The organism is Bordetella ansorpii (assembly GCF_900078705.1).
Classification (GTDB): Bacteria; Pseudomonadota; Gammaproteobacteria; order Burkholderiales; family Burkholderiaceae_B; genus Bordetella; species Bordetella ansorpii_A.
The window spans coordinates 424,374-438,773 of the sequence record NZ_FKIF01000002.1 but is presented as its reverse complement, the minus strand read 5'-3'; the positions used below and the strand labels follow the sequence as shown (position 1 = coordinate 438,773).

Below are 14,400 nucleotides of genomic sequence, written 5' to 3'. Positions count from 1 at the left end.
CTGCCGCATCGGCGCGGGCGCGCCGGCAGCGCGCGTTCTACGATGCCGGCGTCCTGGTGAGGTCAGGCGGCATGCTGCGGCGCAGGCCTTCAGCCAGGGGTGTCCAGGCCAGTCCGAGCCGGTCTTCGGCGGCGCGGCTGTCCAGGCGGATGTCCTGCTGCCAGAGGCGCGCCAGGGATGGTGGAATCGGCGGAGGAAGCGTCAGGCCGCGCAGGCGTGCCTTGCCCGCCGCGATTTCCAGGATCTTCAAGGCGGGCGCCGCCAGTTTGGTCTCCAGCTTCAGCCTGCGCGCACCGATGCGGGATAGCGGCACGGCGCCCAACGCTTTCGCATAGGCAAGGAAATACGTGTTCCAGTCGGGGGCGTCCCGCATCGCCAGGTTATAGGCGCCGTTGGCGGCTTCGGGACGCAGCAGGCAGGCGATGACGGCCCGCGTCACGTCGTCCACGTGCACGAGGTTGCTGCAGCCATCGCCGGCGCTGCCCATATCGCCGATGCGGTGGGCGCGCAGCAGGCGGGCGATGCGCTCGCTCCATTGCGGGCTGCCCAGGCCATAGACGCATCCTGGCCGCAGCACCATGCGGCCGGGGAGGTCGGCAAGAATGTGTTCGGCCTGCGCCTTGGCGGCCGAATACGGCCCGAGGTCGCCTTTCAACGCATGTTGTTCGTCGATCGTGCCGCGCACGCCGCCGTAGGCAGCCATCGAACTGAAATGCACCAGCGGCCGGGGATGCTGTTGCAGTGCGTGTTTCAGCGCCTGCGCATTGCGCACGATGGTGTCCGGCGATCCCGCGACGCAATTGACGACGGCGTCCGTGTCCGCCACGGCCCGCGCCAGCGCGTGGGCGTCGGTGGCGTCGAGCATGATCTGGGCATCGGCGCGGCGGCCCGCGGTGCGAGGCGCCAGCGCGGGCTCGGCGGCCAGCGCGCGCGACACGGCGCGTCCGATATAGCCCTGCGCGCCCAGAACCAGTACTTGCCTTGCCGAATGGGGTGCCGTCATCTCGTTTCCAAGGGGGGTATCAGTCTTCGTGCGACAGGCGCGTCTTCAAGTGATCCGCCAGACGCAGCGACAGCGCGACGATCGTCAGGGTGGGATTCGCCTGGCTGGAAGTGGGAAATACGGCGGAGCCCGCCACATACAGGTTGGGGGCCTCGTGCACGCGGCAATCGGCGTCCACCACGCTGCTGCGCGGATCCGTGCCCATGCGCGCGGTGCCGATATGGTGGCCGCCGTAGGCCCCGTAGCGCGTGATCTGCTCCTCGATGCCCGCCGGGTCGTATTCGAAACGGCCCAGGCCGCTGCCGCTGATGGTGTCCGCGAGCGCCTGCAGCGCGGCGCTTACCGTTGCGACGTCCTGCGCCGTATAGCGCCAGTCCACGACCAGCCGCCGCATTCCCAGCGCGTCGGCATCGCGGCCCAGGGTGACGCGGCTGTCGGGGTTGGGTATCTGCTCGGCATGGAAATCCAGGCTGTAGCGGCGATTGCGGGGATGCACGATGACCGACGGGAATTTGCGTGCCGCCAGCGTGCGCTGGGTCAGCCAATGCCACAGGAACCGGGCCGTGGCCGGCGAGTCGCGCAGCACATTGGCCAGGTGGGCCGTGCGGGATGCCGGCGCTTCGCCGGCTTTGTCGGACAGGCGCTTGCTGTATTCGTAGGGAATGAAGGGGCGCGCCAGATAGAGCAGCGACAGGATGCCGATGCCATGGCCCGGATCGGGGATGTGCGGATGGTGCAGGCGGGCGATGAAATTGCCCGCCCGCAGGCGGTGTTGCGCTTGCGGACTCAGCGCCAGGCGGCGGCGGCAATAGACGCCTTCGTCCGAGACCTCGTAGCCGTGCCACACCGACGCCGCGCCGGACAGGTCCATCGTGCCGATCGTGCCGGCGATGTGGCACATGTAGAAGCGGCCGACGACATCATGCGCATTGCCGATGCCCGCGCCGCTCGGACCGGGACTGGCCAGCAGCAGGCGGGCGTTCTCCAGGCCGCCGGCCGCCAGGACGAAGGCGCGCGCCTCGATGGAGAACGCCTTGCCGGACAGCGTGCGCACCGCCGCATTCCGGATGCGGCCATCGGGCTGGCTAGGCAGGCCGCACAGGTTGGCGTTCTGCAGCAGGCGTACGGAGCCGTCTTGCAGGCGGCGCCGGTAACGTTGGCCGAAGTCGGTCGGGCAACTGAACCGCTCCAGCGTGTTGGACGTGAACGTGTCGCTATCCAGGCCCGCGATCATCGGACGGATCGGCCGTTCGAATGCGGTTTCCGCCGTATAGGAGAACTCGCCGGCTTCGCACAACAGGTTCGCCCGGGGGTAGTACGGCAGCAGGTCCTGCATGCCGATGGGCCAGCCGCTGTGCGGGATGTAATCGCGCTGCTCGAAGTCGATGGGATCGAGCGGCATGGATCGCCCGCCCCACAACGTGCTGGACCCGCCGAACTGCCGTACCCGGTAGCGGTCGGGCGGGCTGTGCATGCGCGCATCGGTTACCGTGCCTTCGTAGAGCCGCTGCGCGTTCGGATCGGGCCGGTCGGCCCCGCTTTCGAGCAGCAGCACGTCCAGGCCGCTGTCCATGAGCGCCAGGGCCAGGGAGATGCCTGCCGGACCGGCGCCAACGATGCACAAATCTGCCTTCAGTACAGCGCCTGCGGGTACGTTATTCGCGTCGTCGATCATGGAATCAAGGGGGAAGGCAACGCAAGCTGGAATGCGTTCGCGGCATACGCTGTTCAGCGAGCCCCGGCACTCCGGACGTCCATCGCATGCACTAACGGTGTCGCCATGGATAGTAGCGTACTCATTTTGTCACGTTCAAAATTTTATAAATACAATGTTGCGGCCCGACTTGCCTGGTGCTCCGGCGTCGCGCATACCGTATGGCACTTCCTCTCAGGGGCTCTTTTGCAAACCTTGCCGCATACTTCCGGCCCCGACGGTGCCGGCTTGCCTTCCACCGATCTCCCTGCCCTGCCCAAGGCCCGCCTGTTCGACCTGGACATGTCGGCGGTCACGTTCGATGCCGCCGTGGAGGCGCTGGTCCGGGCGGCCGAGCGGCGCGACGGCCGCGCGCGCGTGGTGGTCACACCCAACGTCGACCACATCGTGCGCCTGGATGCCGCGCCCGAACTGCGGGCGCGTTACGCGACGGCCGATTTCATCTTTGCCGATGGCATGCCGGTGGTGTGGGCCAGCCGGTTGCTCGGCCGCCCGTTGCCGCAGCGCGTGACCGGCGCCGACCTGTTCGTGGCGCTGTGCAAAGAGGCCGAGCGGCGCAATTGGCGCATCATGCTGCTGGGAGGCATGCCGGGATCGGAGGCCGACCTGACCGCGCGTTTCGCCCGGTACTTCCCCGCGCTGCGCGTGGACATCGTATGCCCGTCCATGCGGTTCGAGCCGCTGGGACCGGAAGGCGAGGCGTTCGCGCAGCGGGTGCGGGAATCCGCCCCCGACGTCGTATTCGCCTGCGTGGGATTGCCCAAGCAGGAGAACTGGGCGCTGCACTACGCCTCATCTCTGCCTGGCGGCATCGTGCTGTGCGTGGGGGCCGCGATGGAGTTCGCCATCGGACTGCAGCGCCGCGCACCCGCGGTGTTCCAGCGCATCGGCATGGAGTGGGTGTGGCGCCTGCTGACGAACCCCAGGCGCCTGTGGCGCCGCTATCTGGTCAATGACCCCTGGTTCGCGATGCTGTGCTGGAAGCAGTGGCGCGCGTTGCGTACCGGGCGCGGATCGTCCTGACCCGGACCGGGGGCAGCCGGACGCCATCCGTTCGCGCATGCGGGGGCGGCGCTCGCCGCCGCGTCAGTACGCGTTTCTATCCCACAGGATCATCACCGTGGTGCGGACCAGGATCTTCAGGTCCAGCCGCAACGACCAGTTGGTGATGTAGTAGCGGTCGTACTGCACACGGCGCTGCATCTTGTCCGGCGTGTCGGTCTCGCCGCGCAGGCCATGGATCTGCGCCCAGCCCGTGATGCCCGGCTTGACGCTGTGGCGCAGCATGTAGCCGTGGATCATGCGCCGGTACATCTCGTTGTGTTCGACGGCGTGGGGGCGCGGGCCCACCAGGCTCATCGAGCCGCCCAGCACATTGAACAACTGCGGCAGTTCGTCCAGCGACGTGCGGCGCAGGATGCGGCCCACCCGCGTGATGCGGTCGTCGTTGGCGCTGGCCTGGCGCAGCTTGCCATCCTGCAGGCGATCGCTGCCCACGCGCATCGAGCGGAACTTGAAGACGGTGATGGACGAGCCGCGTTCGCCATAGCGATGCTGGCGGAAGATGATGGGACCGGGCGAATCCAGGCGGATGGCCAGGGCCACCAGCAGCATCACGGGCAGCACCAGAAGCAGCACCAGGCTGCCCAGCACGAGATCCGTCGCGCGCTTGAACGAGCGCGACAGGCCGACCATCTGCGTTTCGTGCAGGGCCAGCAGCGGCACGCCGGCGATGACGGCGTTGTCGATCACCGATTCGCCGGGGATGGGCGATTCGGGAATCAGGTAGATGGTGGTCGTGGAGTCGTACAGCCGGTTCATCAGCTGCAATGCCTCGTCCTCGTAGCTATGCTTGTCGAGGGGAATGAAGGCGATGTCGATCTGGCCGGAATCGATCTGCTTGATCGCGCTGGCAAAGCCGCCGAGGTAGCGCGGCGTGCCGCCCGGGCTGCCTTCCTGCCCGGGCAGCGGCTGCGGCGCGTAATAGCCGTCGACGTGTATGCCCAGGATCGGCGAACGCTGGAGCCGCATGGCCAGTTCGCTGGCCTTTGGTCCCAGGCTGAAGAAGACGGCGCGGCGCTTGTTCGACGAGGAATTGTTGATGTTGTAGGCGATCCGGCGCAGCACGGCCAGCCCGCCTATCTGCAACCCCAGCGCCAGCCCGGTCCATTCGATCAGGACGATGCGCCATTGCTGGAAATCGAGGTTGCCGTGCGACAGGAACAGCAGGCCGGCCAGCGCGACGAACAGTACATTGAACCAGCGCCTGACGCCCTGGCCCAGCATCCAGAGCCCCGTCCGGGCGCTGACAAGCAGCCTGAAGCGGGCATAGGTGAAGAAGGCGCTGACGCCGATCAGCGCCGAGACGTTCTGTGCGGCGGCGGAATCGTTGGCCTCGCTCAAATGGGCCAGCGCCAGGAACGGCAGGGCATTGAGCAGTGCGCTGACCACGCCCACGAGCGCCATGAAGGCATTCTGGTGGTGGCTGAGTTTGTCTTGCAGGAACATGTCTCTGGGACGGCGATGAGTCGGTAAGAAGCCTCAACGGCCGTAGGCGTCTTCGAAGCGCACGATATCGTCCTCGGCCAGATACGGCCCGGACTGCACTTCGATCAGTTCCAGTGGAATCGACCCTGGATTCTCAAGGCGATGGCGCACGCCCAGCGGAATATAAGTGGATTGGTTTTCGGTGAGCAGGAAAACCTCTTCCCCTCGCGTGATCCGCGCGGTGCCCGTGACGACGATCCAGTGCTCGGCACGGTGATGGTGCATTTGCAGCGACAGGCGGCAGCCCGGCGCCACGGTGATGCGCTTGACCTTGAAGCGGGGGCCTTCGTCGACCGAGTCGTAGGATCCCCAGGGACGGTAGACCAGGCGGTGCTCCACCGCCTCGCTGCGCCTGGCGGCCTGCAGCTTGGCCACGATCTTGCGCACATGCTGGACCTGGTCGCGCGCGGCCACCAGCACGGCATCCGGCGTCTCGACCACCACGGCGTCCTTCATGCCCAGCACCGCAACCAGGCGGCTGCTGGAATAGGCATAGGTGTCCCGGCACGAGTCGGCCACCACGTCGCCGCGAAACGCATTGCCGTCCTGATCCTGTTCCGCCAGCTGCCACAGCGATGCCCAGGAGCCGATGTCGCTCCAGCCCGCGTCCAGCGGGACCATCGCCACGTCGGGGTCGCGTTCCATGACGGCGTAGTCGATGGAGTCGGACGGGCATGCGGCGAACGCCGCTTCGTCGAACCGCACGAAATCGCCGTCGTCCCGTTTGCCAGCCATCGCGGCCTGGCATGCCTGCAGGATGTCCGGACGGAATTGTTGCAGGGCCTGCAGGTAACGGGATGCCAGGAACAGGAACATGCCGCTGTTCCAGTAATAGTTTCCTTCCGCGATGTACCGGGCCGCACTGTCGGCATCGGGCTTTTCCACGAAGGCCTCGACGTCGGCGGGACCATGGGGATCGGCGCCGACGCGGGCGCGGATGTAGCCGTAGCCGGTCTCGGCATATCCCGGCACCACGCCGAAGGTGACCAGCTTGCCGGCCAGCGCGGGCGCGCGCGCGATCTCGACCGCCTGCCGGAACGCGGCCGGTCGCATGACCGCATGGTCGGAGGGGAGCACCAGCAGCAGGGTATCGCCGCCGCGGGCCAGCGCATGCAGCGCGGCCAGCGCGATGGCGGGAGCGGTGTTGCGGCCCACGGGTTCGAGCAGGATCTCGGGGTGTTGCAGATCCAGTTGGCGCAGTTGCTCGGCGACGATGAACCGGTGCGTCTCGTTGGTGATCAGCAGCGGCTCGTGGTCGGCCAGTTCGCTGACGCGGTGCCAGGTGGCCTGCAGCGCGGAGGCATCGTCGAGCAGGTTGAGGAACTGCTTGGGATAGCTTTCCCGCGATAACGGCCAGAGCCGGGTCCCCGACCCGCCCGCCAGCAGCACGGGCTGTAAGTCAATGGGTGCGGTGGACATCGCGAAGTTCCTTCTGCCTGTGGCCGATTTCCAGAATCGTCACCGCCCACAGTAACGAAATCGTAAAAATCCAGTAGCTTGACCGTAGTTGCGAATCTTTGCGTATCAAATGGACAAAGATTCATACGGCGCATCTTAGACGGCAGCGGTTGGCTTGGCTACCTCAATCGTGCGAGCAATGGCAGGTTTCGCTATTCGAGCAACATTGGGGACCTGCCGGCGCAACAAGTCAGCATGAAACGTCAAAAAACGTCAGGTTGACCCGACAATTGCACCTGGGAGTAGCAATTAAATTCAGATTTTAACAATACCCATATTAGAATTGGGGCAGTTCAGGGCGGCGGTCGTCAGTCCCGCGCTTGGCGCTCCAGAACACCACCTGAGACGCAAGGTCATGCTTCAAGAATGCGCGGCCGGAACCCCGCAGCTCCGCCTTGCCAATTGGCAGAAGTGCCATGTTGGTTTCAGATAAGCCGAAGTTCGCAAGCAGCAAGAATTCCATCCTCTGTGGTCCCCTCCCCGCGATGGGAAGCTGCCCAGGCCGACGGCCGTCGCGCTCCTGGATGCTTGCATGTTCCCGCTGTCGGCGGGTTCCCGGCTACCTGGCTATCTTATTTTTGCGCATAATTTCAATCCTTTGCGATGCGCCTGCATCGCGAGCCGCGGGGGCCTGCCCGTTGCGTTCCGGCATCGCCTTCTGATGCCGCTCATCCAGAGGACATTCGTGGAAAGCGCCGTTTACTCCCATCTCACCCAGCGTCTTTGCTCTCATCAGTGGCGCGATTTCCTCAATGCCCTGGCTGGGGAGCTGACCCACGATCTGACGCCGAAGAACCTGCGCAGCATGATGCGCCGCACCGGCGAGCGCTTTGCGCAGCAGCATGCGCTGGGGGGATCGGGCACGGTGGACGACCTGCAGAAGGCCATGAACCTCATCTGGCGAGGGCAGGATTGGGGCTGGGTGGACATCTCCGAGGCGAACGACCATCTGATGCTGGCGCATTACTGCGCTCCCCTGCAGGCCGCGTTCGGCGCTGGCCACCATGCATGGACGATCGGTTTCCTGGAGGGCGCCTACGAGTGCTGGATGCGTGAACTGGGCGCCGATGCGCAATTGCACGTCTCGCAGGTCGGCGAACCCGACGCCATGGGAACCGTCGTGTTCCGTTTCGGCAAGTAAGCCTCCCTTGATGCCAGTCCCGGCCGGCAGGCGGGGCACCACAGAGCAGGTCGAACCATGAGCGATGCAACCGATATTTCGAGTCTCTACCGGCGATTCGGCGGAGACCCCGAGCAATACCTCGAAGTGGGCCAGACCAATCAGGCCCAGGCTTCACGCGACCGTTGGCCCTTGCTGTCGGCCATCCGGCCCGAGTTGGCCATGTTGCCGCCTTCCGTTGGCGAGCGTACGGATTCGCCCGCCGCCCAGTCGCCGTGGCCGTCCAGCACCCCCGCCCCGGCATCGCCCGACGGCGCCATCCCGCCGGTGACCCGGGCCGCCGCGCCAGTATCCGTGCCGGCCTACGTGGAGGTGCCGCCGGTGGTCGTCGCCCCGTCCATGGCGCCCGCGCCCGCGTCCTGGGACGCCGCGCCTGCCGTCGCCGCGCCCGTCCCCGGGTCGTGGGAAGCTCAGCAGACGGCCGCCGCGCCGGCCTTGGCGCCCGCGCCTTGGGAAGCACAGCAACCGGCTTTCGCGCCGGCGATGACGCCCGCGCCCACGTCCTGGGAGGCGCAGCAGATGGCCGCCGCGCCGGGGATGACACCCGCTCCCTCGTCCTGGGAAGCGCAGCAGACGGCCGCCGCGCCGGTCATGGCGCCCGCGCCTTGGGAAGCGCAGCAGCCCGCTTTCGCCTCGTCCATGGCCCCCGCGCCTGCATCGTGGGAGACTCAGCCTGCCATGGCGCCCGCCTCCCCGTCCTGGGATGCGCAGCCCGTTTTCGCCGCTGCGGCCGATACGTCGGTGCAGGCAGCACCGGTGCATGCGCCGGTGCCTCCGCAGCCGGTGGCCGATGTCTTTGCCGCCCCGGCGCCCGCGGCGCCCCAGCCGGACTTCGGGACGGCCTTCATGATGCCGGTGGCCAGTGCCGCCGCCGATCCCGTGCCGCAACCGGCCGTCTCCACCTTCGCCCCCGAGCCTGCCCCGATCACCGCGCACCCGGCTCCTGCCGCCCAGCCTTCCGCCGAGTCCGCTCCCGGCGCCGGGTCCCTCAAGAACGTGTTCGCCCGCCTGGCGTCCGGTTCCTTCTCCACCAACAAGTAACCGTGAAGATCATCGCTATCGTTTCCGCCAAGGGCGGAGTGGGCAAGAGCACCGTCGCAGCCAATATGTGCATCGCCCTGCGCCAGGCGGGCCGTTCGGTGCTGGCCATCGACCTGGATCCGCAGAATGCGTTGCGTTTTCACCTGGGCGGCGACCTGACCAACATTGGCGGCATTTCGCGCGCCAGCGTGGGCGGAACGTCGTGGCGCGACGCCTGCGTGCAGGGCCAGTCCGGCATCTACATGATGCCGTTCGGCCTGGTCAACGAGGCCGACCGCCAGACGCTCGAACGCCAATTGGTGGCGGATCCGCTGTGGCTCAAGCGCCACCTGGAAGCCCTGAACATCACCGACGACAGCGTGGTGGTCATCGACACGCCACCGGGTCCGTCCGAATATCTGCGCCAATCGCTGGGCATCGCCCATCTGGTCATGGCCGTCACGTTGGCCGATGCGGCGTCGTATGCCACGATCCCCATGATCGAGGGCCTGATCCAAAGCTACTGCGCCAACCGCGGCGACTACCTGGGGCATGGCTACGTCATCAACCAGGCCGACGGGTCCCGCCAACTGTCGAAAGACGCGGTGCGCCTGATCCGCGAGTCGCTGCGCGAGCGCGTGATCGGCGTGATCCATCAGGACCAGTCCGTCAGCGAATCGCTGGCGTATGGGCGCACGGTCATCGAGCACGACCCGCACAGCCTTGGCCGTGCCGACCTGCTTTCCTGCGCGGGCTGGGTGCTGCAGCAGCTGCGCAGTGCCGGAGGCCAGCCGGCATGACGAACCCGTCTCCTGCGCGCGCCGGCCGCCGCGACGGCGCCCCGGCCTGGGACGAAACGCTGTTGGCGATGCCGCTGTGGTCCAAGGCCTGGGTGCGGGTGCTCGCGGGTCTGGCGGCCGCAGTGCTGTTCGTGCTGGCCGTCACGGTCGAGTTCGGCCTGGCCGAGCAACTGATGTTCACCGGTATCTGCGTGGTGCTGGCGCTGGTTCTGAACCGCATGGGCGGGCGCCTGGTCACGCTGGTGATGGTGACGCTGTCGATCATCGTGTCGTTGCGCTACATGTACTGGCGGGTCACCCAGACCTTGGGTTTCGTGGATCCGATCGACATGGCATTCGGCTATGGACTGCTGCTGGCCGAGCTCTACGCCCTGACGGTGATGCTGCTGAGCTATTTCCAGAGCGCCTGGCCATTGCAGCGCAAGCCCATGCCGATGCAGGGCGACTCCGCCACGTGGCCCACCATCGACGTCTTCATTCCGACCTATAACGAACCGTTGAGCGTGGTTCGGCAGTCGGTGCTGGCCGCCATGGCGTTGGACTGGCCGGCCGACAAGCTGCGCGTCTACGTGCTGGACGACGGGCGTCGCGCCGAGTTCCGCGACTTCTGCGCCCAGGCGGGAGCAGGGTATCTCACCCGCCAGGACAATCGTCACGCCAAGGCGGGCAACATCAACGCCGCACTGGCCAAGACCGATGGCGAGTTCGTCGCGATCTTCGACTGCGACCACATTCCGACGCGCTCGTTCCTGCAGATCTGCATGGGCTGGTTCGTGAAGGACCCGAAGCTGGCGATGCTGCAGACGCCGCACGTGTTCTTCTCGCCCGATCCTTTCGAACGCAATCTCGAGACCTTCCGCAACGTGCCCAACGAGGGCGAACTGTTCTACGGCATCATCCAGGACGGCAACGACCTCTGGAACGCCACGTTCTTCTGTGGTTCGTGCGCGGTGATCCGGCGCACCCACCTGGCCGAGGTCGGCGGCGTGGCAACGGAGAGCGTCACCGAGGATGCGCTGACCGCGCTGAAGATGAACCGCGTGGGGTTCAACACCGCGTATCTTGCCATTCCCCAGGCGGCCGGCCTGGCCACGGAAAACCTGTCGCGCCACATCGGCCAGCGTACGCGCTGGGCGCGGGGCATGGCGCAGATCATCCGTATCAACAATCCCCTGCTGGGACGTGGGCTGAAGCTGGGGCAGCGGCTGTGCTACCTGAACGCCATGCTGCACTTCTTCTTCGGCCTGCCGCGCGTGGTGTTCCTGACCACGCCGCTGGCATTCCTGTTCTTCGGGGCGCACGTGTTCCATGCCTCGGCGCTGATGGTGGCCGCCTACGCCCTGCCCCACATCTTCCTGTCGAGCATCAGCGGCGCGCGCGTGCAGGGGCGTTTCCGCCATTCGTTCTGGAACGAGGTCTACGAGGCCGTGCTGGCCTGGTACATCATGCGCCCCGCCCTGCAGACGCTGATCAGCCCCAACCGGGCCATCTTCAACGTGACCGCCAAAGGGGGCGTGATCAGCAAGTCGTACTTCGACTGGGAGCTGGCGCGTCCCTATGTCGTGCTGCTGGGGTTGAACCTGCTGGGGCTGGTGATCGGCGTGGTCAGCATGATGGCCGCGTCGGATCTGGATACCGTCCTGACCATCCTGATCAACGTGGTCTGGACCTTCTACAACATCGTCATCACCAGCGCGGCCGTTGCCGTTGCCGGTGAAGTTCGCCAGTTGCGCAATACGCACCGCGTGACGGTGGACCTGCCCGCGGCAGTGGCGCTGCCCGACGGCCGCAGCATCGCCTGCCGCATCAGCGACTTCTCGCAAGGGGGCGTCGGCGTGGTGCTGCCCAAGGGGGCGCAGGTGCCGCAGGGCTCGACAGTGCACATATCCATATTCCGTGGTGATTTCGAAGGCGTGTTTCCCGCTACCGTGTCGTTCAGCCGCGACAACCGCCTGGGCCTGAGCTTCCAGAACCTGAACATGGATCAGGAAAGCGAGCTGGCGCAGGTCACGTTCGCGCGGGCGGACACCTGGGCATCGATGTGGGGGCAAAGCAAGCCCGCGTCGCCGCTGGTCGCCATGCGTCATATTTCTTCCATCGGCCTGCGCGGTTTCACGCTGCTGTTGCGCTACATGCGCGATCGCGGCATGGCCCGCTTGCGCCGTACGGTTCCGGCATCTCCCAAGAATTGAACAACGAGAGCGTGATGACCTTCAGGCCCGATCCGAGCATGACCGTGCCCGCGCGACCGCGCATGCTGACCCTGTTGGCTGGTGCGTTGCTGTGGGCGGCGGGCTCTGCCTCGGCGTTCGCCGCGCAGGCCGGGACGCAGGCCGATGCGCCTCTTCTTACGGAACCGGCCCCCGCGGCGGATCAGATGACCGCCATGAGCGCGGCTCCTTCGAGCGCCCCGCTGCCCATCGTGGATCCGGTGCCCGCGGCTACCCGTACGCCCGACGCGGCACCCATGCCCGTCACCCCGGCGGCGCCCGTTGCCTCGGCGCCGCCGGCGCCTGCCCAGGCCGCTGTCCTGCCCGGCGGCTCCCGCACGTATCGCATCCCGCTGTCGCAGCTGGGTGCGCGTGACGGCCTGCCCCTGCGCGGGATCGATGGTTCCAACGGGGTGGATTTCGGCGCGCGGCTGGACGAGCGCATCGTGGAGATGCGCCTGGACCTGGACTACACCTACTCGCCGGCGCTGCTGCCCGACCTGTCGCACATCAAGGTGCAATTGAACGGCGACGTGGCCGACAGCGTGGCGCTGCCCAAGGAAGAAAGCGGCAAGCCGCAGCAGCGCGTCATCCCGCTGCCGGTGCCGGCCCTGCGCGAATTCAACCGCCTGAACCTGCAATTGATCGGCCATTACACGCTGAGCTGCGAAGATCCCGTGCATTCCAGCCTGTGGGCCAACATCAATCCCGACAGCGCGCTGGAACTGACCGTGGTGCCCACGGATCTGCCGAACGACCTGGCATTGCTGCCGGCGCCTTTCTTCGACAAGCATGACGGCCGTCCTTTGGTATTGCCCATCATGCTGCCGGGCGCGCCCGATGCGGGCCGGCTGGAAGCCGCGGGCATCGTCGCGTCGTGGATGGGGGCGCTGGCCAGTTATCGCGGCGCCAGCTTCCCCGTCAGCCTGGATACGCTGCCGACGCAGGGCCATGCGGTGGTGCTCGCCCGGCCGGGCGACACCCTGGCCGGCCTGCGGATGCCGTCGGTGTCGGGTCCGACGCTGGCGATGGTGCCCAACCCCAACGATGCCTACGGCAAGCTGCTGCTGGTGATGGGACGCAATGATGGCGAGATCAAGCAGGCGGCCATCGCGCTGGCGCTGGGCTACCAGACCTTGTCCGGCCCCTCCAACCAGATCACCAGGCTGGAGGCGCCCGAGCCTCGCCAGCCCTACGACGCCCCCAACTGGCTGCCTCACGACCGTCCCGTGCAGTTCGGCGAACTGATGCCCGTCAGCCGCATGAACGTCTATGGCCATCGCCCCGCGCCCATCGACCTGAACCTGCGATTGCCGCCGGGCCTGTTCGGTTGGCGCAGCGACGGCGTGCCGATGGAGCTGCGCTATCGCTATTCGCCGCGTCCGGCGCGCCAGTCCGTGCTGGAAGTGACCGCGGGCAATCAGCTGGTGCAGACCCTGTCGCTGCATCCCGATGTCCGTTCCGACCTCTTCAGCCGCGTCTCGGGCATGCCGCCCTCGGAGGCGCACGCCACCGTGATGGTGCCGCCCTACATGCTGCCGCCGATGGCGGGCCTGCAGTTCCGCTACATCTACGAATACGCCAAGCTGGGCGAGTGCCAGAACAGCATCGTCGACAACGTCATGAGCGCCATCGATCCGGCCTCGACGATCGACATCTCGCGGTTGCCGCGATACGCCGCAATGCCCGACCTGGGCGCCTTCAGCGATGCGGGCTTTCCGTTCACGCGCATGGCCGACCTGTCCGAGACCGCCGTCGTGCTGCCCGACCAGGCGGGCGCCCATGACTATTCCGCCTACCTGATGCTGATGGGCGCGATGGGCGAGTCGACCGGCTATCCCGCGGTCGGCGTGACGGTGGGGCGCGCCGCGCAGGTCGACCAACTGAGCGACAAGGATCTGCTGGTGCTGTCGTCCGGCGGCAACCAGCCGCTGATCAAGCGCTGGAACGGCTATCTGCCCGGCGGCGCCGAGGGAGAGGGACGCCGCTTCGGCATTTCCGATTGGCTGTCGCGCACGCTCGACTGGCGTGGCTCGGACCCGCGTACGCGCGGTGCGCCCGCCAGCGGCAAGGTGGTCGCCACCGGCAGCGGCCCCGCTGGCATGCTGGAGGGTATCGAGTCGCCGCTGTCGTCCGGACGCAGCGTGGTGGTCGTGTCGGGCACGAACGCCGATGGCCTGGCGGCCGCGGTGCGCGCCGTGCTGGTCAACCGCAGCAACGACCAGAAGATCCAGGGCGATCTGGCCGTCGTGAACGGCACCGAGGTCGCGACGCTGTCCAACGAACAGAGCTATTACATCGGCACGTTGCCGCCCTGGCTGGCTGTGCAGTGGTTCTTCGCCAACCACCCCTTGCTGCTGGTGCTGGCGCTGGTATTCAGCGCCGTGGTGCTGGCCGTGCTGGTCTATCTGTCCCTGCGCGCTCGTGCGCAACGCCGCCTCGGATCCTGAACATGCCTTCTGTAAAAC

Annotated in this window: 11 protein-coding genes; 6 read left to right on the top strand and 5 right to left on the bottom strand. The window is 66.9% G+C overall.

Translation table 11 applies throughout. From position 1 onward, the window contains the following. Positions 1–37: 37 nt before the first annotated feature. Together A6745_RS05670 and A6745_RS05665 are read right to left on the bottom strand one after the other, a co-directional pair. On the bottom strand, positions 38–1,003 hold the full coding sequence (locus A6745_RS05670) for an NAD-dependent epimerase/dehydratase family protein (protein ID WP_066124624.1): 966 nt from the start codon (positions 1,001–1,003) through the stop codon (positions 38–40). 19 nt (positions 1,004–1,022) lie between these two features. Continuing rightward, positions 1,023–2,627, bottom strand: a complete 1,605-nt coding sequence (locus tag A6745_RS05665; protein WP_231885916.1) for an FAD-dependent oxidoreductase — start codon at positions 2,625–2,627, stop codon at positions 1,023–1,025. A gap of 318 nt (positions 2,628–2,945) precedes the next feature. On the opposite strand from A6745_RS05665, the gene A6745_RS05660 reads away from it, so the two are divergent. Then, positions 2,946–3,740, top strand: coding sequence for a WecB/TagA/CpsF family glycosyltransferase (locus A6745_RS05660; protein WP_231885915.1), 795 nt, complete (start codon positions 2,946–2,948; stop codon positions 3,738–3,740). A gap of 63 nt (positions 3,741–3,803) precedes the next feature. On the opposite strand, the gene A6745_RS05655 is transcribed toward A6745_RS05660, so the two are convergent. From A6745_RS05655 to A6745_RS05645, 3 genes are all read right to left on the bottom strand, one after another. Then, positions 3,804–5,225, bottom strand: coding sequence for an undecaprenyl-phosphate glucose phosphotransferase (locus A6745_RS05655; protein WP_066124620.1), 1,422 nt, complete (start codon positions 5,223–5,225; stop codon positions 3,804–3,806). 33 nt (positions 5,226–5,258) lie between these two features. Next, a complete protein-coding gene (locus A6745_RS05650; protein WP_066124619.1) occupies positions 5,259–6,683 on the bottom strand; it encodes a mannose-1-phosphate guanylyltransferase/mannose-6-phosphate isomerase in 1,425 nt (474 codons plus the stop codon). Positions 6,684–6,999: 316 nt separating this feature from the next. Beyond that, a complete protein-coding gene (locus A6745_RS05645) occupies positions 7,000–7,185 on the bottom strand; it encodes a hypothetical protein (RefSeq protein WP_066124618.1) in 186 nt (61 codons plus the stop codon). Between the two features lie 69 nt (positions 7,186–7,254). Between A6745_RS05645 and bcsD the strand changes: the two genes are divergently transcribed. Genes bcsD through bcsB form a run of 5 tightly spaced genes read left to right on the top strand, consistent with a single transcriptional unit; the run spans position 7,255 to position 14,382 of the window. Beyond that, complete coding sequence (bcsD, locus tag A6745_RS29225) at positions 7,255–7,863, top strand: cellulose biosynthesis protein BcsD (protein ID WP_231885914.1); 609 nt, start codon at positions 7,255–7,257, stop codon at positions 7,861–7,863. A gap of 57 nt (positions 7,864–7,920) precedes the next feature. Then, positions 7,921–8,943, top strand: coding sequence for a cellulose biosynthesis protein BcsP (gene bcsP / locus A6745_RS05635; RefSeq protein ID WP_156513289.1), 1,023 nt, complete (start codon positions 7,921–7,923; stop codon positions 8,941–8,943). Between the two features lie 2 nt (positions 8,944–8,945). Continuing rightward, positions 8,946–9,722 carry a cellulose biosynthesis protein BcsQ gene (gene bcsQ, locus A6745_RS05630; protein WP_066124612.1) on the top strand — a complete coding sequence of 259 codons (777 nt, stop codon included), beginning with the start codon at positions 8,946–8,948 and terminating at the stop codon, positions 9,720–9,722. Continuing rightward, positions 9,719–11,914, top strand: a complete 2,196-nt coding sequence (gene bcsA, locus A6745_RS05625) for a UDP-forming cellulose synthase catalytic subunit (protein ID WP_066124610.1) — start codon at positions 9,719–9,721, stop codon at positions 11,912–11,914. Before bcsQ ends, bcsA begins: the two co-directional genes overlap by 4 nt. A 14-nt stretch (positions 11,915–11,928) precedes the next feature. Continuing rightward, positions 11,929–14,382 (top strand): cellulose biosynthesis cyclic di-GMP-binding regulatory protein BcsB, encoded by a 2,454-nt coding sequence (bcsB, locus tag A6745_RS05620; protein WP_231885913.1) that lies wholly within the window; start codon positions 11,929–11,931, stop codon positions 14,380–14,382. The last annotated feature ends 18 nt before the right edge of the window (positions 14,383–14,400 follow it).